Source organism: Allobosea sp. MMO-172 (assembly GCF_037147855.1).
In the GTDB taxonomy this organism is placed as follows: Bacteria; Pseudomonadota; Alphaproteobacteria; order Rhizobiales; family Beijerinckiaceae; genus Allobosea.
Map to the genome: position 1 here is coordinate 127,208 of NZ_JBBCUM010000007.1, position 25,104 is coordinate 152,311.

A 25,104-nucleotide genomic window follows, 5' to 3' on the forward strand; every position below is an offset into this window, starting at 1 on the left:
GCGCCTCCGCTTCGCCCGATCCGGAGCGGTGTCGGTGACGCCCCCGCCATCCGAGGGCCGCGGCGCGCCCAAGGCCAAGCGCTCCGCGACGATCCAGTCGATCTCGATCGCGGCCCGCTTCCTCGACATCCTCGCCAAGGCGGATGGCCCATTGGTGCTGGGCGAGATCGCCCGCCGGGCCCGCACCGGCGCCTCCACCGCCCATCGCTACATGCAGAGCCTGGTGCGCGAGGGGCTGGCGGCGCAGGACGAGGTGACCGGGCATTACGATCTCGGCCCCGTCGCGCTGAGCATCGGCGTCCGCGCGCTGCGGCGCATCGATGCCGTCGAGGTCGCGGCGCGCGCCATGAAGACGCTCTCCGCCGATATCGCCGCGAGCTGCGGCGTCGCGATCTGGACCGAGCGCGGGCCGACGATCGTGCGCTGGTACCGCAGCACCGATTTCGCGATCAGCACGGTGACGCTGGGCGACGTGCTGCCGCTCGACAACACCGCCTGCGGCTTCGTCTTCCAGGCGCATCTGCCGAAGGATGCGATCGCCGCGGTGCGCAAGCAGCAGCCGGCATCCTTTCGCGGCAATCGGCCGGCCGGCGCGATGCTCGATGCGATCCGGCAGGAGGGCGGCGCCGAACTGAACGAGCATCTGTTCTCGCTGCTGACCGGCAAGGCCGCACCGGTCTTCAATGCGCTCGGCGAGATCGCCTGCGTCGTCACCACGGTGTCCTTCGTCAAGACGGCGGAGGCGGAAGGCCACCGTGCCGCGCTCTATGCGGCTGCGAAGGCCGCAACGCGCGAATCCGGCGGCTGAGTTCAAGCTTCGCCCGCCGCATCGAGCCGCAGATGCTCGCGCAGCGTCGATCCCTCGTATTCGCTGCGAAACAGGCCCCGCCGCGCCAGCGCCGGGACCAGCTCCTCCATGAACAGACGCAGCGACTGGAACGAGCCGCCGGGGATCGCGATGAAGCCGTCCATCGCGCCAGCCTCGAACCAGTCGACGATCTCGGCGAGAACCTCGTCGACCGTTCCGACGGAAACCCAATGCGCGGAGCCCACGATCTCCGGGCGTGAGAGCAGTTCCGCCACCGTCGGCTCGCTGGCCTCGACGAAACGGCGCAGCAGCGTGGCATGGGTCCGGCTGCGCACCGGAGCATCCGCCGGCGGCAGCATCGCGGCCGTCACTCTCGCCTCCGGGGCGAGATCGCCGAGATCGAGCCCGAGCACGGTCTTCACCGATTTGCGGCGCTGTTCCGGCGTGAGATGGGCATGGGCGCGCTCATGCAGGGCCCAGGCTTCCTCCCGCGTCGCGGCGAGGAAGAAATGCAGGCCGGGCAGCACCCGCACCGAAGCGGCGCTGCGGCCACGCGCTTCGGCACGGCGGCGCAGATCGGCGCGCAACTCGACGCCGGACTCCCGATCCGGCATGGCGGCGAAGGTCGCATCCGCGATCGAGACCGCGAAGTCGCGCCCGATATCGGAGGCGCCCGCCTGAAACAGCGGCGGCGGCCCGGCCGCATGGCCGGGCACGTTGAGCGGCCCCCTGACACTGAAAAAGGCGCCGTGGTGGTCGATCGCGGCGCTTGTCGCCGCGCCCGTCAGGGCGGCGTTCGGATAACTCTGCCAGAGCCGCTGCATGACATCGGTGAACTCCGCCGCCTTGCGGTAGCGGATATCCGGCGGCGGCATCGGCGCGTCGCCGAAATTCTCGGCGCCCTCGATCGAGGTGACGATGTTGAGCCCGGCGCGGCCCCTGCTGATCCAGTGCAGCGACTGGATCTGCCGCGCCACCACATAGGGCGGGTTGAAGCTGGTCGAGACCGTGGTGACGAGGCCGATCTTTTCGGTTTCCCGCGCGATCGCGGTCATCAGCAGCGTCGGATCGAGGCCGACGAAACCGCCGCCCATGCCCGGATGCAGGAGGAGGTAGTCGGGCTTGAAGACGAAATCGAGCTTCGCCCGCTCCGCCATGCGGGTCAGTTCGAGATTGAAATCCGTCGGATCGCCGTTCGGACGCGGCTCGCCATCGCCGGGCGCCCGGCTCTTCAGCCAGGTCGGCGTCAGGCTCAATCCGATGTGAAGCTGTCTGGCCCTGGCCATGGCTTGTGTCTCTGCTGTTTGAAGATAAGGGCCGCGTTGCCGGCCGGGCTCAGGACGATGCCGGGCGCGCCAGCGGCCCGGCGCCCCGGCCCCGCCCCTTGGGTACGATGAGCGGGGTCCCGGCAACGGGATCGGGAATGACGATGCAGGGCAGGCCGAAGACCGCCTCGACCAGCTCCGCCGTGACGATCTCGGCCGGGTCACCCTCGGCGACGATGGCACCGTCCTTCATGGCGACGAGATGGGACGCATAGCGGCAGGCCTGGTTGAGGTCGTGCAGCACGGCGACGACGGTGCGGCCCTGCGCATTGAGCTCGGCCAGCAGGTCGAGCAGTTCGATCTGATGGGCGATATCGAGGAAGGTCGTCGGTTCGTCGAGCAGCAGGATCGGCGTCTCCTGCGCCAGCACCATCGCGATCCAGACCCGCTGGCGCTGGCCGCCGGAGAGCTCGTCGACGGTGCGGCTGGCGAGCTCGTCCACGCGCGTCGCCCGCATGGCATCCGCCACCGCCACCTCGTCCGTCTTCGACCATTGCCGCAGGAAGGATTGGTGCGGATAGCGCCCGCGCGCGACGAGATCCGCCACCGTGATGCCATCAGGCGCGATGGCGCTCTGCGGCAGCAGCCCGAGACGCCGCGCGACCTCCTTGGCCGGGCGCTCCCCAATCTCGCGGCCGTCGAGGATCACCTGCCCTGATGTCGGCACGAGCAATCGCGACAGGGCGCGCAGCAGGGTCGACTTGCCGCAGGCATTGGGGCCGACGATCACGGTGAAGGAGCCATCGGCGATCGCGACCGATAGTCCGGTCGAAATCGTACGCGCGTCGTAGCGGAGCGTGACGGCTTCGGCGCTCAGACGGTGCCCGGCCTGACGCGCGAGAGCGGGTTCACCGCTCCCGCTGACGGGCGCGGGGCGAGAGAATCCGTCGCCTATTCTCCCTAGAATCCCGGGCATTGATCTACTTTTTAATTCTTCCATATTTCAAATAACGCCTTGCAAATCCTTACAGATGACACCGCATTCGACGCCCATATTGCCTTGAAATCCTGTACATCATCTGGCTTATACCCGATAACGCCATCGAATTCACATGATCATATTGCATTGCAGAATGCGATCCGCCATGAGGAATATCGAACCTTCAGGCGATGCGCGTTGCCGTGAGCCGGACGAACGATCTCGCGGCCCCGCCGTGCACAGCCCGCAGGCTCGACAGGACACTCCCGCCCGGGAACAGTTGAGATGCCCTTCGCCAAGCTTTTCATCGCCATCATCGCCCTTGCAGGCGTCCTGAGCGCGAGTGGTACGTCCGCGCGCAGCCAGGAGACCGGCTGGCCGCGCACGATCCGGCACGCGGCGGGCGAACTGACCCTGGCGGCGAAGCCGAAGCGGATCGTCTCGACCACGCCGAGCGTGACCGGCATCCTGCTGGCGATCGAGGCACCGCTTGTCGCGAGCACGGCCACGACGCCGGGCCCATTGACCGACGGCAAGGGCTTTTTCTCGCAATGGGCCAGGGATGCCGACCGCAGGGGCGTCCAAGTCCTCTATCCCAATCTGAAATTCGATATCGAGGCCGTGCTGGGCTGGAAGCCCGATCTCGTGATCGCCTCGACCACAGGTGCCGACAGCATCCTGCAGCATCGGGCCGAGCTGGAGGCGCTCGGCGTGTCCACGATGGTCGTCGACTATTCCAATCGCAGCTGGCAGGAGCTTGCGACCGAACTCGGCAAGGCAACCGGCCTCGAAAGCCAGGCAGCGGCGGCGATCGCGCGCTTCGACACCGACCTCGCAGCCACCGCCCGTACGCTCACCGCGAAAAGCACGAAGGCGAGCATCGTCGGCTACAACATCGCCGGCAGCTATTCGGTCGCGCGGACATCGAGCCCGGTCGCCAAGCTGCTCTTCGATCTGGGCTTCGAGATCGTCGGCCTGCCGCCTGAGCTACGGCCGAATACGGGGCGCGCCTCGGATTTCGAGTTCTTCTCGCGCGAGAACCTCTCCGCGGCCATTGCCGGGGACGCCGTCTTCCTGTTGCGCGCCACCGAGAAGGACGTGCCTGCCTTCCTGGCCGAGCCGGTGCTCGCCAATCATCCGGCCGTCACGGGCAAGCGCGTCTATCCGCTCGGACTGACCTCGTTCCGCATCGATCCCTATTCCGGCCGACAGATCCTCGAACAGGTGCGCGCGAGCTTCGCCAAGCCATGAAGCGGCTGCGGCGCGGGTGGTGGCTCGCCACCGGCACGGGCGTGCTCACCCTGCTCGCGCTGGCGAGCCTGGCGATCGGCTCCCGCCCGATTCCGCTTGCGACGGCGCTCGACGCCTTGCGGGCCTATGATCCCGGCAACGACCTGCATCTGATCGTCAGGGAATTGCGCGTGCCGCGCCTGATTACCGCCGTCTTCGCCGGTGCGGCGCTGGGCGTCGCCGGCGCGATCATGCAGGCCGTGACCCGCAATCCCTTGGCCGAACCCGGCCTGCTCGGCATCAACGCCGGCGCGGCGGTCGCGGTGGTGCTGGGCGTCACCGTCTTCGGCCTGACGCGGCCGGCGCACTACGTCTGGCTCGCCGCGCTCGGAGCCGGGCTTGCCGGCAGCGCCGTGTTCCTGCTCGGGCGAGCCCATGAGACCGGGACCAATCCGATCCGGCTCGTGCTCGCAGGCGCCGGGCTTTCGATCGTGCTCGGCGCGATCACCGGTATCGTGGTCATCAATGCGCCGCCTACCGCCTTCGACGATTTCCGGCATTGGGCGGCGGGCTCGGTCGAGGGAGCAAGCTTCGAGGCCGTCGCGGTGCTGAGCGTCTGCGTCGTGGCGGGTTTCCTGACCGCCCTTTCGGTGGTCGGCGGACTGAACGCGCTCGCGCTGGGGCAAGAGCTCGGGCAGGCGCTCGGCGCCGCGCCACACCGGATTTGGCTCACGGCATGCCTGGCGGTGATGCTGCTGGCCGGTGCCGCCACCGCGACGGCAGGCCCGATCGGCTTCGTCGGGCTGATCGCGCCGCATCTTTCGCGTGCCCTGTTGGGTGCCGACCATCGCTGGATCCTGCCCGGCGCGGGGCTTGCCGCAGCGATCCTGCTGCTCGGTGCCGATCTCGTCGGGCGCGTGGTCGCGGCCCCCTCGGAGGTCGCCGCCGGCATCGTCGCAGCCCTGGTCGGCGGCCCGTTCTTCATCGTGGCAGTGCGCCGCTTCCGGGTGAGCCGGCCATGACGCCTCCTGTCCCGCTCCGCTTCGGATCGCTCTCGCTGCTCTGGCGCCCACGAACCGCATGGGTCTGCGCCGCGCTTGCCGGCATCGGCCTGGTGCTCGCGATCGCGCTGCTGGGCACGGGCACGCTCGCCTTCGCCCCGGCGGAGGTCGTCTCGGCCCTGTTCGGCAAGGGCGGCAATGCGATGGCCGAGCGCGTCGTCTGGGGCCTGCGGCTGCCGCGCGTCGTCACGGCGGCCTGCGTCGGCGCGGCGCTCGGCATGGCCGGGGCGATCTTCCAGTCGATCTCGCGCAATGCACTGGGCTCGCCCGACATCATCGGCTTCACCACCGGCGCCGCGACCGGCGCGATCATCCAGATCATCCTGTTCGGCGCGGGCCCGCTCGCCGTCTCGCTCTCGGCCGTCCTGTCCGGCATGGCGACGGCCGCGCTCGTCTTCCTGCTCGCGCTGAAGGGACGGACCACCGGCGGCTACCGACTGGTGCTGGTCGGCATCGGCGTCGGAGCGACCCTGTCGGGCGTCAACACGGTCCTGCTCGTGGCGAGCGATCTCGACCGCTCGGTCTCGGCGCAAATCTGGCTCGCCGGCTCTCTCGCCGCGCGGAGCTGGTCGCATGCCGTGCCGGCTGCGCTCGGCCTGCTGCTGATCGTGCCCGTCGCGCTGTGGCATGCCCGGCGGCTCGCCCTGCTGGAGATGGGCGACGATGCCGCGAGCCAGCTCGGCGTCTCCGTCGAACGCACGCGGCTCGCGATGGTCATGACGGCGGTGGGCCTGACCGCGCTGGCGACGGCCGCGGCCGGCCCGATTGCCTTCATCGCGCTGGCCGGCCCGCAGCTTGCCCGGCGGCTCTGCCGCGCGCCGGAGGTGCCGCTCCTGCCCGGCGCAGCGATGGGCGCCGTGCTGCTGCTGGCGGCCGATCTGATCAGCCAGCGCTTCCCGTCCGGCCTCAACATGCCGATCGGGCTGACGACGGGCTTGCTGGGCGGGCTCTATCTGCTCTGGCGGCTGACTCGCGACGGGAAAGTGTGAGTCGGCGACGAGCCTAGCGCCCGAGCCATTGATCGAGCTGCGGGCGCGCTTCCTCATCGGACGCGAAGACCCGGAAGGGATAGGGCATGAAGGCGGCAAGCGCCGCGTTCATCAGCTTGCCGAGCACGGCCTTGCGCTTCACCTCGTCCGGCTCGATCCGGACGGCGCCAGCGACCCATCGGCCGAGTTCCTTGCGCCGCTGACGGTACCAACCCTTGTAGAGCCGGAGGAACTGCGGCGATTGCTCGGGTCGCTCCGCCCCGTCGAAAACCACGACGAAGCGCTCGCCGCGGTGGAGCAGCGCATCGAATTCCGCGAGGACGCGTTCGGCGCCCTCGTCGGGGATGCTGGCCGGCATGGTCCAGCGCACGACCGGCCAGGACGAGCTGTCGATCATCGCGCCCGGCTCAGAACTTGAGCGAGGCGCCGACGCCCATCGTCGCACCGCGGGCGTAGACCGTGCCGTAGACCGGCCCGCCGGTCAGCACGCTGTTGCCATAGGGTTGGGCGAAGGTGACGTAGCGCTTGTCGAGCAGGTTCTCGCCGAAGAGATAGGCCTCGCCCTTCTCCCATTCGACGCCGAGCCGGGCCGAGAGCAGGTGCACCGGCTTCAGCTCGGCCAGGTTGCCGGCCTCCGAATAGCGCTGGCCGATATAGTTGTAGCCGACGCGGGCGAGCAGGTTCGCCGGGCCGAAGGCCGCGATGCCCAGCGTTCCAAGCGGGGCGCGATAGGTTACCGAGGCTTTGCCGGCCCATTCCGGCACCTGCGGCAGCTGGTTGCCCTTTTTCAGCCCGGCCTGCGCCGCCGCAGCGGCAGCGGGCACGTCGGTGATCTCGGTCGAGGTATAGGTGATGCCGCCAGCGATCTCCCAGTTCTCGTTCACGCGCCAGGTCGCGTCGAGCTCGACGCCATAGCTCTTGGTGTCGAGATTGAGCGACTTCTGGGCGAAGTTCTGCAGGTCGTAGGCGAGGATCTGCTCCTTGCTGACGTCGTTGTAAAACAGCGCCGCCGAGACCTTCAGCCGGTCGTCGAAGAAGGAGCCGCGGCCGCCGATCTCGTAGGAGAGGATGCTCGACGAATCGTAGGGCGTGCGCGGCACGCCGGCCCACATCAGCGAGTTGAAGGTGCCGAAGCCGCCGCTCTTGTAGCCGCGGGAGACCGAGGCGAAGGTCGTGACCTTGTCAGTCCAGTCGTAGGAGAGCGAGGCGCGGCCGGTCCAGAAGTTATAGTCCTTCTTGCCGGCCTCGACGAAGACCGGAACGGTGCCGGGCGTGCCGTCGCTGTAGAACTGGCCGTCATATTCCTTCTGCTCGCGCGTGTAGCGGCCGCCGACCGAGAGCTTCAATCGGTCGATCACCGGATAGGTCACTTCGCCGAAGACCGACTGGCCGTTCGTCGACTGATGCAGGTTGTCGAAGCCCGATACGGCCGGCCCGTAGAGGAAGACGTTGCGCATCGAGAACAGCTTCGCCTCGTCGCGGTAATAGGCGGCGCCGGCGACCCATTGCAGCTTGTCACCGGGGTTGGAGCTGAGGCGCAGCTCCTGGGTGAAGCGGGTCTGGTCGATGTTCCGGTCGAAGTAATTGCCGGCGATGTTGCCGAAGGCATTGAGCGGCACGCCGGAGACGCGGTTGCCGAGGAAGAAATCGGCACCGTTATAGGTCAGGTCGGCCCGGATCGTGTTGTAGGAGGTCTGCGAGGTGAAGGTGAAATGGTCGAAGCGATGCTCGAACTTCGACTGGAAGGCATAGTTCTTCGTGACCTCGCGCCCCAGGTTCTGGGCTGCCAGGATCGGGAAGCCGTCTCCCTTCAGCGCGTAGTAGACCGGCACGCCATCCGATGAATCGGCGCTGCCGCTCAGCGTCCAGGTGGTCCGGTCGGTCGGCGTGAAGCGCAGCGTCAGGCGGCCCGTCGCGCTCTGCTCACGGCCGAGATCGGGGCCGGCGACATTGTTGACGAAGCCGTCCATGCCGCGCAGGCGGAAGGCCACGCGCGCACCGAGCTTGTCCTTGATCAGCGGGCCGCCGACCGCGCCTTCGAGGATGCGATGGTTCTGCGTGCCGTATTCCGAGCGCAGGTAGCCCTTCCAGGTCTCGTCGGGCAGGGCCGGCACGAGATTGACGGCGCCGCCCGTGGTGTTGCGGCCAAACAGTGTGCTTTGCGGTCCCTTCAGCACCTCGACCCGTTCGAGGTCGAGGTAATTGGCGTTGGAGGAGCCGATCGGCAGCGGCGTGCCGTCGACGAAGGTCAGCACCGAGGAATCGTCCGGGCCGAGCGGGAACAGGATCGGCCCGACGCCGCGCATGATCAGGAACGAGGTCGAGCGATCACCGAAGCCCGGGATATAGACGCCCGCGACGTCTTTCAGCGCCGAGGGCGCGTCATAAGAGCGCTTCTCGTCGAGCTGGGCCCGGGTCTGTACGTCGACCGCGAAGGGGATATCGCGCAAGGTCTCGTCGCGCCGGCGCGCCGTGACGGTGATCTCGTCGAGCTGCAGCACCTGCGCATCTCGGCCCTGCGCCTGGGCGGGCGGCGCGAGCGGACAGAGCATCCCTGCGAGCGCGGTCGTCGCGAGCAGCATGAAAGGGCTGGCTGAGTGGCTGAGAGGCCGCTTCATGGTGGTCAGGCTCCGTGGGATGAAGATGCGTTGAGATTTTCGCCGCTGCGGCCCGCGAGCCAGGCGACGAGCGCGCCCGCTGCGCAGAACCCGGCGGCGAGGCCGAGCACTGTCGGCAGGCCGCCGAGGCTGAGGACGAAGCCGGCCGCGATGGCCGAAACCGTCGCGACGAGGGCGTCGATGCTGGAGAGGGCCGCGGCCTGCGTCGTGCCGCCCTCGCCGGCGCAGACCGGCAGGACGAGCGCGCGGAAGACGACGAAGAAGGCGTAGCCGAGCGCCATCACAGCGAGCGACAGGGCGATGGCGACCATGGGCTCGGCCCGGACGCCTGCCATGGCGACACCCGCGAAGCAGAGCGCCGAGGCGAGGCTGACGAAGAGCGCGACGCGCCAGACCTCGCTGCCGCGCAGCACCAGCCCTGTCGCCCAGGAGGCGACGACACCGACGCCGTTGGCGCCGATGGCGGCGACGAGGCCGATCTGGCCGAGGCTGAGGCCCGCATCGACCTGCAACACGGGCAGCATGCCGCCGGCGAGGCCCAGCCCGCCATGGCCGAGCAGCGAGAAGGCGAGACGCCGGCGCGCAGGAGCACTCTTCAGGAAAAGCCAGAGGCCGGACGGCGCCGCGAGGCCGTCCTCGGCCCGATCCGTCGCGCTTCCGGCAACCGGCAGCAACAAGGCAGGCAGCGCGAGCGCCGTCGTGATCAGCACAAGCAGCAGAATGATGCCGCTCCAACCCGCGCCCTCGAAGAGCATGATGCCGGCGCCCATGACGAGGCCGCCCATCGCGAAGCCGATGCCCTGCAGCGGCGCGCAGCGTACGCGCGCCTCGGGCGGGAAGCCGGCGAGCAGATAGCCGTCGAGCGCCACGGCCGCCGTCGCGATCGCCATGATCGCGAGCGTGGCGATCCCGATGATGCCGAGCGTGCCGCTGTTCGGCTCGAACGCGACGAGACAACCCGTCATCGCCACGGCGAGCGCGAGGCAGACCAGCACGATGCGCCGGAAGGCCGAGGCCTGCCCCCGGCCGATACGGGCGACGACGGGCGCCCAGACCACACGCAGCGCGAAGGGCAGATAGGCGAGGAAGACGAGATTGGCGACTTCGGGCGGCTGGCCGGCCTGGCGCAGGCTCGCCGGCAGGATGTTGTAGATGAAGAAGAGCGGCACGGCCGCCGCGCCATAGACCGCGCCGATGCCGAGGCGCAGCGAGCGCTGCAGCAGCAAGGGCTCAGGCATGCCGGGAACGGCGGAATGCGATGCGAGACTCATCTCAACCTCCAACCGGCAGCGCGCTCCTGCGCCTGCCAGAGCCGGGCGTAGAGACCGCCCAGCGCGAGCAGCTCCGGATGCCGGCCTTCCTCGACGGTCCGTCCCTGGTCCATCACGTAGATCCGGTCGGCCTCGGCGATGCTGCGCAGGCGATGGGCGACGACGACGAGGGTGCGCCCGCTTTCCAGCGCCGCGACCGCCTGCTGGATGGCGCGCTCGGTCAGCGGGTCCATGGCCGAGCTCGCTTCGTCGAGCAGCAGGATGGGCGCGTCCTTGAGCAGCGCCCGCGCGACGGCGACGCGCTGGCGTTCGCCGCCCGACAAGGTGCGCCCGCCCTCGCCGATCATGGTGTCGAGACCGCCCGGCAAGGCCGCGATCAGCTCCTCCAGCCGCGCCGCGCGGATGGCGGCGGCGAGCCGGGCTTCGTCGGCACTGGGCGCGCCGAGCAGAATGTTGGCGCGCAGCGTGTCGCGGAAGAGATGGACGTCCTGGTTCACCAGCGCCGTCAGTGCCTGCAGCCGGGCCGGCGGAATCTCGGCGATATCGACGCCACCAACGGTCACGCGGCCGCTCTGGGGGTCGAAAAAGCGCATCATCAGGCCGATGACGCTGGACTTGCCGGCCCCGCTCGGCCCGACGATCGCCGTCATGCCGCCCTGCCGGGCCGCCAGCGCGATGTCGTTCACAGCCCCGCGCTTGCCGTCATGGCTGAACGCCACCTGTTCGAGCGTGAACTCGAGTGGCGCACCCGGTTCGCGGCCGCGATGCGCGAGCACCGGCTCCGCGAGGAAGCGGGCCATGCCGGCCTCGGCCTGTATGCCCAGGCTGAAGGGCAGCATCTGGCCGAGCACCGCCGCCGACAAGGCATGGCTCGCCGCAAGCCCGAGCAAGAGCGCAGGGATCAACGACGACGCAGCCTCGTCACCGCGCCAGGCCAGCATCATGAGCGCCAGCGGCAGGCCGGCGCCCATCAAGGTCGCGGCGACGCCATGCAGCGAGACGAGGACGGGCGTATAGCCGAGCATCAGGCGGCGCAGACGGTCGACGGCCTCGGCGAAGCGGGCGAAGGCACCCTCCCCGGCCCGGAAGGAGCGGAACACCGCAATCCCCTCGCCATATTCGCCGATGCGCTGGCTGATATCGGTCAGCTCGGCATTGCGGCGCGCGATCACGCCTTTGAGGATGCGCCCGGCCACGGGCAGCGACAGCAGGCCGAGGCCGAAGGCGAAGAGCACCGCGAGCGCCGTCGCCGGATCGAACCAGGCCGCCGCCAGCAACAGGCACAGGCCTGCGGCAAGCCCGCCGAACAGCCGGTTCAACGTGAAGGTCGATGCTTCGTTGATCCAGCGCCCGTCCTCGGTGACGAGGGTCGCCAGACGCGCCGCGCTCCAGCGCCCGAGCGCGCCGAGCGGCACGGCCCGCATATGCCCGACCAGCCGGTTGCGGATCGCCTCGGTCGCGACGTTGCCGGCACGGAACCCCGACGACCAGGCGAGGCGGATCAGCAGGATGCGTAAAGCGACGGCAGCAACGACCGCAATGGCGTAAGGCAGCACCGCCAACGTGTCGGCAGGGCCCTGTGCCAGCCGCATCAGGCCGAGCGCGACCGCGATCACCGGTCCGGCGGTCACCAGCCCTTCGAGGAAGGTGAAGACCATGGCGCGCTGGAACAGGCCGCGCGCATCGCCGAGATGGGCATGGATGAAGGCGAGCAGCTTCATGAGCGCGCCTCCGCCGAGAGCGGAAGCTGGCCGACGTCATCGCCCTTGCGCGCATCGGCATGGCGATGATTGGCGACGGCCTCATGCGCCGCGAACATCCGGGCATAGAGCCCGCCCTGGCCGACAAGCTCGGCATGGCTGCCGCGCTCGGCGACGCGGCCGGCATCGAGCACCAGGATCTCGTCGGCTTGGACGATGGTGTGCAGGCGATGGGCGATCACGATCAGCGTGCGCTCGCGCGACAATTCCGCGATCGCGTCCTGGATCAGCGCCTCGTTCTCCGGGTCGGCGAAGGCCGTGGCCTCGTCGAGCACGAGGATCGGCGCGTCCTTCAGGATGGCACGCGCGATCGAGATGCGCTGGCGTTCTCCGCCGGAGAGCCCGAGCCCGCGTTCGCCGACGACGGTGTCGTAGCCCTGCGGCAGCACGGCGATGAAATCATGCGCCCGGGCGCGGCGCGCCGCGTCGATCACCGCGTCGTCATCGGCATCCGGCCGGCCGAGGCGGATATTGTCGGCGATGCTGCCGGCGAAGAGGAAGACCTCCTGGAAGACGAAGGAGACGGCACGATTCAGCGCGTCCGGCGCCATGTCGCGGATATCGACGCCGCCGATCGAAACGGCGCCGCTGCCGACATCGTGGAAGCGCGCGATCAGGCGCGCGAGCGTCGACTTGCCGGAGCCGCTCGGCCCGACCAGCGCGAGGCAGCGCCCCGGCGCCACCATAAAATCGACGCCGTGCAGCACCTGCCGTGCGCCGTACGAAAAGCCGACATTCTTGAAGCGCAGCAACATGTCGGCCGGCGCGGCCGGCGCGGCGCTGACCGGCAGTTCTGACGCGGCCATGACCGCATCGATCCGGTCGAGCAGCTGCACCTGCCGCATCAGGCGATGGCTGATGCCCTGCAGCGAGGCGAAGACGTCGCCGAGCCCGTAGGCGATGGCGAGGAAGGCCGCCAATGTCGTCGGGCTGAGCCAGCCCTGCGCCGCCATCAGGAGGCCTGCGGGCGCGGCGAAGAGCAGATGGCTCGACAACAGCACCTGCGCGGCGGAGCCCGGCACCACGGCATGGCGCATCCAGGCATCGGAGAAATGCGTCATCTCGGCGAAGATGCGCTGCGTGCGCGCCGTGGCCTGCTCGTCCTGATTGAAGGCGCGCACCGTCGGCAGGCCGTCGGCCATTTCGGCGACCGTCTCGGCCATGCGCGACTGGATCGCGAGATAGTCATGGGTCGGGCCTTCGCCCTGCTTCATCACCCGCCCGATCAGGACGAGCCCGAGCACGATCGGGAGAAGCGCGAGGAGCGTGAGGCGCCAGTCGATGACGGCCAGCAGCGCGAGCGCAACGACAGGCGCGACGATCGCCGCACTGAGCTCCGGCACGAGATGCGCCATGCCGTCCTCGACGCCCTCGACATCGTCGAGCAGGATGGTGCGCAGTTCGCCCTTGGAGCGGTCGTCGAAGAAGCCGAGCGGCACGCGCGCAAGCTTGGCCGCAAGCGCGAGCCTGAGTTCCTGCTGGGTCTGGAAAGCGATCTTGTGCGACAGGCCGGTCGCCAGCGAGAAGAACAGGTGCCGCCCCGCGACCGCAGCGAGAGCGACCCCGCCGACCAAACCGATCCAGTGCCAGTCGACATTGCCCTGCAGAATCGCGACCAGCGCGACGGCAGCGGCGGCATAGGGCGCGAGCGACAGCAGCGCGGCCAGCGTGCCGCAGAAGATCGAAAGCAGCAGGAGCCAGCGCCGCTCCCGCATCATCGCGAAGAGCCTGACAGCGACGGCCCCGATCGAGACCGAAGCACGCGGCTCCGCCACGGCCTTTTCCGTCTTGTCCGTAACCGGCCCGCGCGCGTCGACGTCGAGGGCCTCTGTGGAAGCGCTGACCGTCACGGCAGACCTTCGATCCGAGGATGGACCGTCTTCTTATTGACGCGACGAAGGCGCCTCCATGCGTTCGGCCTTTGCCGGCCGTCGTTTTTCCTTTGCGCGCCCGCAGGATTTGGAAGGGTTACAGATCCTGGCTCGGGGCGAGGCCGAAACGCCGGCGATAGGCGGTGGCGAAATTGGCCGGGCTGGAGAAGCCGACGCGATAGCCGATCTCGGCGATCGACAGACGCCGCTCCCGCACCAGCACCCGCGCCACTTCCAGCCGCCGGTCGCGCAGATAGTCGATGATGGTCGAGCCGAAGGCAGCCTTGAAGGCCTGACGCAGGCTGGTCTCGTTGAGACCGACGATACGGGCGAGCTCCGAAACCGCGGGAGGATCGGCGAGCTGATTGTCGAGGATCAGGCGCGCATGCTCGGCGTGTTCGCGATGCGAGCGGGAGAGCTGCGGCATGCCACGGCGCTGCTCCTTGAAGATGCCGGCGACCTCGACGAGCGCGGACAGCACCCGGCTTTCGGAATAGAGCTGCGCGAGCCTGCCTTGATAGGGGTTCTCCGCGAGTTGCAGGAGATGGGCCCGCAAGGCCGTCCGGGCCTCGACCTCCTGCCAGAGGAAGCCGTCGGCGAAGCTGTCCAGCATCGTCTCGCAGCCCGGAAGCTCGGCCTCTTCCCCGAGCTCGCGGAGAAATTCGGCCCCGACATGGAAGCCGCTCATCCGGCAGGTCTGACCGGGGCGCTGTGCCGAGCGGATATCGACCTGATCGCTGACGCCCAGCAGCGTCGGCACGCCGACCCGCGTCGTCGCGATCGAATGGCCGTCGACGAACCCGGTATGCTCCCCGGCCAAGAGAATGCCGACGAAAAGGCTCGGCCTGTACGACCCCACCACCCGCTCGTCGTCGAGATATTCGAGATCGCAGCCGGTGAGATGGACGGAGGGCCTGATCGGTTCGATCCAGTAGCTGCCACGGGCGAAGGAGACGCCGGTCTGGAGCACCTGCCGCGGGGCGGCGATCGACAGATAGACGGTGCCGTCGAGATAGGCCTCGACGTCCCGGTAGGAAATCTCGCCGCTCACATGGAGCCGATGGTCTTCGGAATACTCGATCATGGATCAGCTTTTATGGGTGGCCTCCAGCGGCTGAAAACTCATGTACATTGTAACATAAATTCCACCAAGCCATTGTTTTTGATATTGAATTAGAACTCTTCCATATTGCCGCACCCACGGGCTTGTTCCGCAGGCGGCTTTTGTTCAGGCTTTGCCGGGGATCGTTGCCCGCCGCGCGCCGCTCCCGATCCTGGAAGGCCGCGCGACGCTGCACGGCATCGGCTATCGGGCATGGCCGGGAGCGCATGGTTCCCTCGGCAATCCGGCATGCTACAGGGCCTGATGGCCCCGCGCTTCACCCTCGTCGAAACCAGCTCTGCCCGGCAGGAGATCAAGAGAAGCCGCTTCGTCGCGATCGCTGCGCCGGTTGCCGACGAAGCCGCGGCGAAGGATTTCATCGCGGCGCATTCCGACCCGGAAGCCAATCACAACTGCTGGGCCTGGCGCTTCGGGCAGAGCTATCGCTTCAACGATGACGGAGAGCCGAGCGGCACGGCCGGCAAGCCGATCCTCGCGGCCATCGACGGGCAAGCTTTCGACGGTGTCGCCGTCGTGGTCACGCGCTGGTTCGGCGGCATCCTCCTGGGCAGCGGCGGCCTGATCCGGGCCTATGGCGGCACCGCCGCGCTGTGCCTGCGCGAGGCCGGCAAGGTCGAGCTCGTCGAAACGGCAGCGGCGACGATCACCTGCAATTTCGGCGACCTGACGCGCGTCCAGGCCAGACTCGGGGCGCTGGCGGGCGTGCAACTGCGCGATCAGGCCTTCACGGATACCGGCGCGATCCTCTCGGTTTCCGCACCCAAAGCCGAGATCGATGGCCTGAGCCGGCTGGTGACGGATCTGACCAGCGGGCGCGCCCTGATCCGCTGGGACAGATAGCAACGCCGGCCTCATGCGCGGCGGAACAATGGCGGGCCTTGGGCGGTTCTCCCTCCATCGCAAGGAGGGAGGCAACAATGGGCTTGATCGAGATCAGCGTGGTTCTGGCCTGCGCTTCGGCTTTCGGCTTCTACATCTCGGCCAAGGAAAGCTGAGTTCTGCCGGATAGCAAGCCCTGGCGCATCGTCTCAGACGAAGGTCGCCTGCGCCGACCTGCTGCGTAATCGGGCAATCGCTCGTACATAGCCAGCCGTGCCGCGGATGACGCGAGGCCGGGAGCTTCCCCGGCCGATCCGGGCCCGGAGACCGCCTGATGAATCCCATCGAAATCTGGGCGTTCGGCTATGCCGTGACACGAAATTATCCAGCGCCCGGCGCTGTCCCGACCGGCCTCTGGCTGGATGTCGGCAAGCCCGATCAGCGCGGGCGGTTCGTGCTGCCCCGCTTCGATCCGGCCGTCCTGCCGGAGCTGGCGCGTTCGATCGAGGAACGGGACATCTATATCGAAGCGCCGGCGTCCCGGGAGATCGTCGTGCCGCTGCTGCCGGACAACTGGACCATACGCGAGCGCGCCTATCTCATGACGACCACACTCGAAGGCTCCGCTCCAGCCCTTCCGCCGGGATACCACGCCGCGACGAGCGAGGACGGGGCCGCGATCCGGGTCGAGATTCGAAACCGAGACGGGGAGCTGGCGGCGAGCGGCACGACGGGGCTGGTCGATGGCCATACCATCTTCGACCAGATCCTCACCCAGCCGGAGCATCGGCGCCTCGGCCTCGGCACCGCGATCATGGCCGCCCTGACGCAGCGCTCTCTCGAACGCGGCGCCAGACATGGTACCCTGATCGCCTCGCCGGACGGGCGGGCGCTCTATCAGACACTCGGCTGGACGCAGTGGTCGGAGGTGACGTCGGTGATCAGTCCGGGGCGCTAGAGGGCGCCCTTCGGTCAGCTCGCAACATCAGGAGATCAGCCCGGCATGAAGCGCATTCTCATCGCAGCGATGGCTGCCCTGCTGGTTTCGCTGCCGGCCAGCGCCCAGTTCGATGCGACGCCCGGCAACGCCCCGCTCTATCCGGGCGGCCCGCGGCAGGGCCTGGGGCCGCCATCGATCACGGACAACGTGCCGGATATCAGGCTGCGTTCGAGCCAGGGCGGCATTCCCGGAGCCGGATCGCCGGTCGGAGCCGGCACCACCGGCCCCCGCTTCTACGAGCCGAGCCCGTCATCGCCCAGGCTCTATCGCCGGGCGGAGCGGACGAGCGGCCTCGGGCGTCATTGCCGGACGCCGGCACGGCAATGCGCCCTGGCGCGGCCGGCCGCGCTCGGCGACGACTGCTCCTGCCGCACGTCCAGAGGCGGGCGCCGTCAGGGCTTCGTCGTCCGCTAGGGCGCGACGCGGGCACGGGATCATGCAGCCTCTATCCTCCCGGCAGGAATTGCGCCGCGCCTTCAAGCGCATCGAGCGCGAATTGCCGCCCCGGCTGGCCGCCGGCCTGCGCTGGCTGCGCCATCCCGAGTCCCGGCTGGTCCGCATTCCCGCCGGGATCGGCCTGATCGCCGGAGGCATCTTCTCGTTCCTGCCCTTGCTCGGCGCCTGGATGCTGCCGCTCGGCCTCTTGCTGCTGGCTGCCGACATACCCGTGCTGCAAAGGCCGATGGCGCGCTTCGCCCTGTGGTGCCTCGGCCTGCTCGACCGCTTTCGCTCGCGGCGCAAGCGCGATTGAGACGGCGCTTCAGACGATCAGCTCGGCAAGAGGCAAGCGCGCCCGCGCCGCAGCGGCGCCGGACACGACCCGGCCGAGCCGGAAGACATTGACGAGCCTGCGCCCTGCCGGCAACGGATGGCGCTGGACGAGCGCCGCGTTGCTGACCGGCCAGTCGGCGAGCACCGAGACCGGGCAGGCGCCGAGCCCCTGCGCCGCAATCGCGAGCCAAGCCCTGTAGAATGCGCGGCCGGTCTCCAGCGGGTCCTCGCCCTCGGGCCGATGGAACAATGCGATCGCGCCATGTGCCGCCTTCCCGCGCTCCCGCGAGAGTGGTTCGGCAAGGCCGAGCCGCTTCAGCCACGGGAAGAGCGGCCCCAGCACGAGCGATGCACCCACCGCTTCGATGCGCCCGAACCCCATCGCGTCGGCATTGAGCCCATCGCGATCATAGCGCGGATCGCTGCGCGACAGCCGCATCCAGGCGAGCAGTTCGCGCCGGTGCTCGTCTTCGCAGAGGAAATGGAAGCCAGCGCGGTCGCCCAGCGCGGCGATCTCGGTCGCGGCAGGGCCGGGCGGGACGAGATGGAGATCGGGAACGCTCGCGAGCTTGCCGAGGGCACCCTGCAGCGCCGCATCGACAGGCTGGAACCGGCCGCGCCAGCTGCTGCGCCCGGCCACCGCCATAGCGAGCGGATCGACCATCGCTCCCGAAGCCAGCGTCAGCCGGGCGATCACGCGCAGTCCCGCGGCATCGGCCGGCCGCTCGTCCAGCTCCACGCGCGCGATCCTGAGACCATGCCGACCGCAGGCAAGCGACAATCCTTCGAGCGCCGCGCCATGCGAGAGCCGGACATCGTGCCCGCCCGGGTCCGCGACCGGCACACGGCGCCGCCCGTCCTCCAGCATCAGCACCGTATCGGCCGCGAGCAGGCGCCAGCGCGTCGGCTGGATATTGTGGACGCTCGGCGCGAGGCTGGCCTCGCCGATCAGGGCCCGGAACAGGTCGCTATCGAGCATAGCTCGCCCTCTCAGAACCCCGGCGAAGGGTGCCGCCATAATCAGACACCTCGATCATGCGCGGGCCTCGCTGGGAGCCGTGGCCAGCAGGCGGCGCACCAGCGCCAGCGCCGTTTCCGTCGCGGGATCGGCCGAGACCACCGGCACTGTGACCAGAAGCAGGTCGAGCGGCGCCTCGCCGAGCACAAGCAGATGGCTCGCGGCCTGGGAGGCCATGAGCGCGCTCAGCCGCTCGGCGGCAGGATCGGTCGATGGCCAGGGCCAGCCGCGGCCCGAGCCATGGAGCACGCCGATGCCCTGCAAGGCCGGCCGCAGGATGGCGGGGTCGTAATCGGCAAGCGCAGCCTCATCGAGCCGGCGGGCGCTGGTGAAGAGCGGATGGACAGACAGCTGGGCGATCAGCGCCTCGCGCGTGCCTGCCTTCGACCGGGCGAGCGAGTCGAGCACGCCGGGCGCCTCGGCATCGAAGGAACTGGAGAGCGCGTCGACCGCCAGCGCGATGGCCAACACGCCAGCCAGCGCCACCGCGCAGAGCCTCGCGGCATGGGCGAAGCCGGCATCGGGCGTGACGAGTGCTGCCGCAAAGCCGAGCATCAGCGCGGCGACGACGCGCAGGCCGAGCATGGCGACACGCTGTCGCCGGGCCGGCGCGGCCCCGCCAGCCACCAGCAGGATCGAGACGAGCAGCAAGGCGCCGACGCCGCCGAGCCTGACCGGCATGCCCGGCAGCAATTCGCGGAAATCGCTGAGCGCGAAGGGAAGGATCAGGAAGGCGCAGAGCCCGAGCCGCCAAACGCCGGCATTCTCGGACGCTGTCAGCGAGGCCTGATCGCGGCGGAACAGCAGGATGCCGCAGAAGACCAGGGTCAGGAGCTGGAAGCCCGCCAGCGCCAGATCATAGACCTGGCCGGGATCGTCGAGGCCGAGGAGGCTGGCGAGGACGAGCAGCAGCGAACCGGCAAGCACCGCGATCTTGCCCGGGCGCGGCGCATGCCGGCGCAGCATGCCTTCGGTGACGATCAGCGCGCCGAGCGGGAACAGGGCGGCGCAGGCGAGCGCGAGCCGGCCCAGCACCACGCTGCCGCTCCACCAGCCGAGCGCCCGCAGCAGGAAGAGCGCGGCGACAAGCCCCATCGCGACAAGGAAGCGCTTCGTCAGCGCGCCGCGCGGATCGCGGCGGCGCAAGGTCACCATGGCGACGGCAAGTCCGAGTGCGCCGCAGAGATCGACGATCGAATCCGCCACCAGGCCCGGATTGGCGAAGCCGCCGGTCATGGCCCGGCCACCATCTTGGCGAGCGCCCGCGCCACGAAGGGCTTCAGCAGCGCCGCGACCGGGGCCGGCCAGGGCCGCTCCACCGCCGGCCGATACGGGTTGAAGAACCAGCCACGGCAATCGGTGCCGGTCCGCCGACCCAGCGTGAGCGCAATCGCCTCATAGGCCATCATCATGCCGGTGGTGATCACCATCGGCGCGAAGGACATGCGGCTGCGCCGGCCGGCAGCGACCTCGGCTGCGATCGCAAGATCGACATGGTGGCGCGAGCGCGAGTGCAGCATGACATGCGTGACCTCACAGAGCATGGCGGCGCGCCTGTCGTCATCCGACAGCGCTCGCCAGTCCTTGCCGATGGTCGGGAAGCCCAGGCGCTCCTCCGGGCGCGGATCGTCGGGGCGGACCACGATCACCGAGGGCAATGGCGCCATATAGGCGTCGATCACGGTCGCGCCCGCACTCTTCGCCGTGCGGTAGAGATGCAAGCCCGCAGCGATATCGTCCATGCCGTTGACGATCACCTTGCAGCGCCCTGCGATCTCGGGCAGGCGCTCGACCCATTCGGCGCCGAGCACCTCGATCTCGATCTCCGGATTGATCGCGCGCGCGGCCTCGGCCGCCGCTTCCGCCTTCGGCCGGCCGATCGTGCCGGCATTGGCGAAGACCTGCCGGTTCAGGTTGGAGATTTCGAAGACGTCGATATCGGCGATGACGAAGCGGCCGATGCCGGCCCGGACCAGCGCCATGAAGGCCGCCCCGCCCATGCCGCCGACGCCGCAGACGAAGATCGTCGCCTGCCGCAACCGCGCCTGCTCGGCCTGCGAGACGAAGCCGATATTGCGGGTGGCGAAGAGATCGTAGCTGAAGCCGGGCATCATGGTTTCGACCTTGATGGGCGCGAACGCAGCGTCCCGAAACGGCGGGTGTCGTCGAGCCAGTGCACAAGCGGCAAGAGCAGGCGCTGGACGAGCAGGAAGGCCGAAGCTCCGAGCAAGCCCGGAAGCGAGGCGCGCGGCACCTGGCCCAGCAGGTAGCCGCGCGCGGCGGCGAGGTCCATGCGGCCAAGCTGGAGCACGTCGTCGCCGCGGGCGTAATCGAGCTTGTCGCGGCAGAAGGCGTTGTAGCGCTCCTCGCGATGATGCGCCGCCTGTTCGAAGCTCTTCTTCAGGTCGTCGGAGCCACCGGTATAGGCATCGGTGATGATCGCGTTCGCCTCGTCGAAGCCGGCCTCGGGACCAACGCCGAAGACATGGCGGTGATCGCGCATGATCTGCCGCGCCAGCGTCAGATGCGCGAAACTCTGGCGGCCACCGGGATCGGGCGAAGGGTAGACCTCCGAGAAGGTCTCGCAGACCATGCCGACCACGCTCGGCACCAGCGTCACATTCGATATCCAGCGCGGCCTCAAGCCGCCCCGCACGAACAGCACGAGCACCGTCAGGCCATAGAGCACCCATGACAAGCCGCGGCCACGCACCTCGGGATCGACCATGACGAGGCCGAGATGCGTGACCTGCTCGGGCTCGCCATTGAGCGTGAGCGGCATCTGGGCCAGAGCATTGAAGGCGATCGGGCGGCCGGTCGCGGTGTCGCTGATCAGAGTGACGATGCTCTGGCTCAGGCGCTCGCGCTCGCCGGAGAACACGCCATAGCTCAGCGCGCCCTGCGCCAGCGTCCGGCCCGCCACGGTGCGCAGCTGCTCGACCAGCGCAGCGAGCTCCGCATCGTCGAGAACCAGGCCTGGCCGCTCGATGATGCGGGTCTGCTGACCCGGCGCCGTCGTCAGCGTCAGGTCGAGCGTCGGCCGGGTCAGCGCCTTCAGCCAGAAACCGAGCATCAGGCCTCCACCGGGGCGGGTGACGCGGCCCGCTCCTTCACCAGTCTGGCGATGCCGGCGAAGTCGAGCTTGCCGGAGCCGAGCACCGGCACGGCCGGCACCACCATCACCTCGGCCGGGATCATCAGGTCCGCCGCGCCCCGGCTTTTGGCGAAGGACTGGAAGGCGGCGCGCGTCGCGTCCTTCTGCTGGGTCACCAGCACCAGCCGCTCGCCCTTGCGGGCATCGGGGAGGCTCGCGACGCCGGAGAGCACGCCCGGCCAGCATTCGGCGGCCAGCGCCTCGACCGCGGCGAGCGAGACCATCTCGCCCGCGATCTTGGCGAAGCGCTTGGCCCGGCCCTTGATGGTGACGAAGCCGTCCCTGTCGATCGCGACGATGTCGCCGGTATCGTGCCAGCCTTCGGGCGGCGGCTCGAGAACGCCGGGATTCTCCGACTTCAGATAGCCCAGCATGATGTTGGGGCCACGGACATGCAGTCGCCCACCCTCTTCCACGCCCGGCATCGGCTCGAGCCTGGCTTCCATGCCCGGCATGATCCGGCCGACCGTGCCGAAGCGGTTGAACATCGGCGTGTTCAGCGCCAGCACCGGCGCGGTCTCGGTGACGCCATAGCCTTCGAGGATGCGCAGGCCGAACTTCTCCGCATAGGTCCGCCGCGTCGTGTCCTTCACCGGCTCGGCGCCGGCCACGATATAGCGCAGCGAGCGCAGGTCGTAAGGGTGGGCGGCGCGGGCATAGCCGGTGAGGAAGGTGTCGGTGCCGAACAGGATCGTCGCATTCGAGCCGTAAACCAGCTCCGGCACCATCCGGTAATGCAGCGGCGAGGGATAGAGATAAACCGGCACGCCCGAGACCAGCGGCAGGACGAGCCCTGCCGTCAGGCCGAAGGAGTGGAAGACCGGCAGCACGTTGAAAACCTTGTCGCGCCGGCCGAAATCGATGCGCGCCGCCGCCTGCGCCGCATTGGCCAGCATGTTGGAATGGCTGAGCACGACGCCCTTGGGCGCGCCCTCCGAGCCCGAGGTGAACAGGATCGCGGCGCGGTCCGCGCCCTTGGCTTCCTCGATCGGCGTGCCATGGCGCCAGAGCGCCTTGAGCTTATCGCCGGTCGAGACGGTGGCGCGCACGTCCTCGAGATAGACGATCTTCACCTCGGCCGAGAGCGCCTCGATCAATGGCCCCATCCGGCCCTTCTCGACGAAGGCGCGCGAGGTAACGATGGTCTTCACCTGTGCCGCCCGGCAGGCAGCGGCGATGTTGCCGGCGCCAGCGGTGAAGTTGATCATCGCCGGCACGCGCGCCGCCGACATCAGGCCGAGCAGCGTCACGGCCGCGCCATTGGCGTTGGGCAGCATCACGCCGATGGCCTCGCCCTTGCCCGCCAGCGGCATCAGCTTGCGGCCGAGCACCTCGGCGCCGATCAGCAGGCGCTTATAGGTCAGCATGCCCGTGATCGGGTCCTCGACCGCGACCCGGCTCTTGCCGTTGAGCTTGGCGGCTTCGGCCACGGCCTCGAAGACGCTGCGGTCGATATCGGTGGTGCGGAAGATCAGGTCCGACATGATCTGGTAGAGCGCGGCCCCCGCAGCCTGACGGCGCGGCTTGCCCTTGAGTTCGTCGGGCACGGTCAACGCGACGGGATCGAGCACGGTGACGCGCACCTTCGGGAACCAGCGGCGGCGAACTTGCTCGCGGGTCAGACGCGAGAAGATCGTCGCTTCCAGCCCCTCGATACGGACGGGGACGATCGGCACGCCGGATTTCTCGGCGATCATGCCGACGCCATCATAGACCTTCATCAGGCTGCCGGTGACCGTGAGGCGCCCTTCCGGGAAGATCACCAGGCTCTCGCCATTCTTGACCGCATTGATCAGCGAGCGCGTCGCCAGCGGGCGCGAGGGGTCGAGCGGCATGGCCCGCGTCAGCTTGAGGAAGGGTTTTACCCACCAGCGCTGGGCGATGCCGTGGTCGATGGCGAAAACCGGTTCCTTGTCGAGGATCGAGAGCGCCAGCGCCGCATCGAGGAAGGAGACGTGGTTCAGCGCGATGATCGCGTTGTCGCCGGCCTTGGCGATGTTCTCGCGGCCGGTGACCTCGACCCGGTAGAAGGCGCGGAACAGGATCGAGAGGAAATCGCTGAGCGGATTGGTCGGCAGCGTCCGGAAGATCCAGATCGAAGCCGCGATGGTCAGGGCGCCGATCAGCAGGAAGAGATGGCTCAGCGTCAGGCCCGCCGCCTGCAGCAGGGCGACGACCGCGGCACCGGCGACCATGAAGGCCGCCGAGAGCACATTGACGGCCGCGACGATGCGCGCCCGCTTCGCGACCGGCGCCCAGGCCTGGGTCGCGGCGAAGGAGGGCACGATGAAGATGCCGCCGGCGATGGCGAGGCCGGCGAGGTCGATGCCGACGCGCCATGCCGACGTATTGCCGAAGAAGGCATCGAGATCCTGCGCCGGCTGATGTGCGACGAGGCCGGATACCGCCCAGCCGAGATCGAGCGCGAACAGGCCCATGACGATCCCGGCGACGGGCACGGGCAGGAGCACGATGCGTCCGCTCGCCAGGAAGGAACCGATGCCGGAACCGATGGCGATGGCGATGGCGAAGGTGGCGAGATAGGCCGAGACGACCATTTCCGTGCCGCCCATGCCGTTCTTCACCAGCGCCGGCAGCAGCGCCATCACCACGGCGCCAATCAGCCAGAACAGCGAGACCATGACGCCGGTGCGCCAGAGCCGGGCATCAGCCCAGAGGTCTTTCAGGAGGTCGCGGGTCGAGCGCAGGATATTGCGGTCGATCACGAGATCGGGCGCGGCCGGACCGGTCTTCGGGATGAACAGGGTCGCGCCCCAGCAGGCCAGCGCGAAGACCATGATCAGCAGGCTGAGCTGGGCGGCGTCCCCGCCCTCACGCGCGGTCAGGCCGCCGGCGATGGTGCCGAGCAGGATGGCGATGAAGGTCGCGCCCTCGATCAGCGCGTTGCCGGCCGGCAATTCCTCACGCTTCAGGTGATCCGGCAGGATGCCGTACTTGATCGGCCCGAACAGGGCGGCGATGACGCCGAACAGGAAGAGCGCGACGAAGAGCATCGGCACGGAATGGAGCGTAAAACCGAGTGCCGCGACGCCGGCCGCGCCGATCTCGGCGAGCTTCAGGCGCTGCGCCATCATCGCCTTGTCGAACCGGTCGGCCATCTGCCCGCCGATGCCGGAGAGCAGGAAGAAGGGCGCGATGAAGAGCCCGCCCGCCAGCGTCACCAGCGCTTCGCCATGCGAACCGGCGAGCCGGTAGAGGATGATGAAGACCAGCGCGTTCTTGAGGAAATTGTCGTTGAAGGCGGAGAAGAACTGCGCCCAGAACAGCGGCGCGAAGCGCCTCTTCAGCATCAAGGTGTCGAACATCATGCGCTCGCAACGGTTCGAGGGAGGTTCGCATCGCCCTT

21 protein-coding genes are annotated in these 25,104 nt (G+C 68.8%); 8 read left to right on the forward strand and 13 right to left on the reverse strand.

Going from position 1 to position 25,104, the window contains the following annotated elements; genetic code table 11:
- The first annotated feature begins 34 nt into the window (after positions 1 to 34).
- Entirely contained in the window at positions 35 to 808 is a 774-nt protein-coding gene (locus tag WFK61_RS12590) for an IclR family transcriptional regulator (RefSeq protein WP_336812098.1), read from the forward strand.
- A 2-nt stretch (positions 809 to 810) separates the two neighbouring features.
- Here the strand turns inward: WFK61_RS12590 and WFK61_RS12595 are convergent, their stop codons facing one another.
- A complete protein-coding gene (locus WFK61_RS12595) occupies positions 811 to 2,094 on the reverse strand; it encodes an NtaA/DmoA family FMN-dependent monooxygenase (RefSeq protein ID WP_336812100.1) in 1,284 nt (427 codons plus the stop codon).
- Positions 2,095 to 2,143: 49 nt separating this feature from the next.
- Entirely contained in the window at positions 2,144 to 2,950 is an 807-nt protein-coding gene (locus WFK61_RS12600; protein WP_336812356.1) for an ABC transporter ATP-binding protein, read from the reverse strand.
- 387 nt (positions 2,951 to 3,337) lie between these two features.
- Between WFK61_RS12600 and fepB the strand changes: the two genes are divergently transcribed.
- From fepB to WFK61_RS12615, 3 genes are read left to right on the forward strand one after another with little or no spacing between them, the layout of a single operon-like run.
- Positions 3,338 to 4,303, forward strand: a complete 966-nt coding sequence (gene fepB / locus WFK61_RS12605) for a Fe2+-enterobactin ABC transporter substrate-binding protein (protein ID WP_336812102.1) — start codon at positions 3,338 to 3,340, stop codon at positions 4,301 to 4,303.
- Entirely contained in the window at positions 4,300 to 5,304 is a 1,005-nt protein-coding gene (locus tag WFK61_RS12610; protein ID WP_336812104.1) for a FecCD family ABC transporter permease, read from the forward strand. The genes fepB and WFK61_RS12610 overlap by 4 nt, the downstream gene beginning before the upstream one ends.
- The gene (locus WFK61_RS12615) at positions 5,301 to 6,332 is read left to right on the forward strand and encodes a FecCD family ABC transporter permease (protein ID WP_336812105.1); all 1,032 of its coding nucleotides are present in this window, start codon (positions 5,301 to 5,303) and stop codon (positions 6,330 to 6,332) included. Before WFK61_RS12610 ends, WFK61_RS12615 begins: the two co-directional genes overlap by 4 nt.
- Positions 6,333 to 6,345: 13 nt before the next feature.
- On the opposite strand, the gene WFK61_RS12620 is transcribed toward WFK61_RS12615, so the two are convergent.
- From WFK61_RS12620 to WFK61_RS12645, 6 genes are all read right to left on the reverse strand, one after another.
- Positions 6,346 to 6,729 (reverse strand): hypothetical protein, encoded by a 384-nt coding sequence (locus WFK61_RS12620; protein WP_336812106.1) that lies wholly within the window; start codon positions 6,727 to 6,729, stop codon positions 6,346 to 6,348.
- Positions 6,730 to 6,739: 10 nt separating this feature from the next.
- Positions 6,740 to 8,950 (reverse strand): TonB-dependent receptor, encoded by a 2,211-nt coding sequence (locus WFK61_RS12625; protein WP_336812107.1) that lies wholly within the window; start codon positions 8,948 to 8,950, stop codon positions 6,740 to 6,742.
- 5 nt (positions 8,951 to 8,955) lie between these two features.
- Complete coding sequence (locus WFK61_RS12630) at positions 8,956 to 10,221, reverse strand: MFS transporter (RefSeq protein WP_336812109.1); 1,266 nt, start codon at positions 10,219 to 10,221, stop codon at positions 8,956 to 8,958.
- Entirely contained in the window at positions 10,218 to 11,942 is a 1,725-nt protein-coding gene (locus WFK61_RS12635; protein ID WP_336812111.1) for an ABC transporter ATP-binding protein, read from the reverse strand. Before WFK61_RS12635 ends, WFK61_RS12630 begins: the two co-directional genes overlap by 4 nt.
- On the reverse strand, positions 11,939 to 13,831 hold the full coding sequence (locus tag WFK61_RS12640; RefSeq protein WP_336812113.1) for an ABC transporter ATP-binding protein: 1,893 nt from the start codon (positions 13,829 to 13,831) through the stop codon (positions 11,939 to 11,941). Before WFK61_RS12640 ends, WFK61_RS12635 begins: the two co-directional genes overlap by 4 nt.
- Before the next feature lie 118 nt (positions 13,832 to 13,949).
- The gene (locus WFK61_RS12645; RefSeq protein ID WP_336812115.1) at positions 13,950 to 14,936 is read right to left on the reverse strand and encodes a helix-turn-helix transcriptional regulator; all 987 of its coding nucleotides are present in this window, start codon (positions 14,934 to 14,936) and stop codon (positions 13,950 to 13,952) included.
- A gap of 267 nt (positions 14,937 to 15,203) precedes the next feature.
- On the opposite strand from WFK61_RS12645, the gene WFK61_RS12650 reads away from it, so the two are divergent.
- From WFK61_RS12650 to WFK61_RS12665, 4 genes are all read left to right on the forward strand, one after another.
- Positions 15,204 to 15,815, forward strand: a complete 612-nt coding sequence (locus tag WFK61_RS12650) for an IMPACT family protein (RefSeq protein ID WP_336812117.1) — start codon at positions 15,204 to 15,206, stop codon at positions 15,813 to 15,815.
- A 313-nt stretch (positions 15,816 to 16,128) separates the two neighbouring features.
- A complete protein-coding gene (locus WFK61_RS12655; protein ID WP_336812119.1) occupies positions 16,129 to 16,752 on the forward strand; it encodes a GNAT family N-acetyltransferase in 624 nt (207 codons plus the stop codon).
- Between the two features lie 45 nt (positions 16,753 to 16,797).
- Entirely contained in the window at positions 16,798 to 17,208 is a 411-nt protein-coding gene (locus WFK61_RS12660; protein WP_336812120.1) for a hypothetical protein, read from the forward strand.
- 22 nt (positions 17,209 to 17,230) lie between these two features.
- Positions 17,231 to 17,545, forward strand: coding sequence for a hypothetical protein (locus tag WFK61_RS12665; RefSeq protein WP_336812123.1), 315 nt, complete (start codon positions 17,231 to 17,233; stop codon positions 17,543 to 17,545).
- 9 nt (positions 17,546 to 17,554) lie between these two features.
- Here WFK61_RS12665 and WFK61_RS12670 read toward each other — a convergent pair whose 3' ends face one another.
- From WFK61_RS12670 to WFK61_RS12690, 5 genes are read right to left on the reverse strand one after another with little or no spacing between them, the layout of a single operon-like run.
- Complete coding sequence (locus WFK61_RS12670; RefSeq protein WP_336812125.1) at positions 17,555 to 18,544, reverse strand: nitroreductase family protein; 990 nt, start codon at positions 18,542 to 18,544, stop codon at positions 17,555 to 17,557.
- Between the two features lie 54 nt (positions 18,545 to 18,598).
- On the reverse strand, positions 18,599 to 19,819 hold the full coding sequence (locus WFK61_RS12675; RefSeq protein ID WP_336812127.1) for a hypothetical protein: 1,221 nt from the start codon (positions 19,817 to 19,819) through the stop codon (positions 18,599 to 18,601).
- Positions 19,816 to 20,697, reverse strand: a complete 882-nt coding sequence (locus WFK61_RS12680) for a ThiF family adenylyltransferase (RefSeq protein WP_336812129.1) — start codon at positions 20,695 to 20,697, stop codon at positions 19,816 to 19,818. Before WFK61_RS12680 ends, WFK61_RS12675 begins: the two co-directional genes overlap by 4 nt.
- The gene (locus tag WFK61_RS12685) at positions 20,694 to 21,656 is read right to left on the reverse strand and encodes a hypothetical protein (RefSeq protein WP_336812131.1); all 963 of its coding nucleotides are present in this window, start codon (positions 21,654 to 21,656) and stop codon (positions 20,694 to 20,696) included. The genes WFK61_RS12680 and WFK61_RS12685 overlap by 4 nt, the downstream gene beginning before the upstream one ends.
- Positions 21,656 to 25,063 carry an acyl-[ACP]--phospholipid O-acyltransferase gene (locus WFK61_RS12690; protein ID WP_336812358.1) on the reverse strand — a complete coding sequence of 1,136 codons (3,408 nt, stop codon included), beginning with the start codon at positions 25,061 to 25,063 and terminating at the stop codon, positions 21,656 to 21,658. The genes WFK61_RS12685 and WFK61_RS12690 overlap by 1 nt, the downstream gene beginning before the upstream one ends.
- Between the last annotated feature and the right edge of the window lie 41 nt (positions 25,064 to 25,104).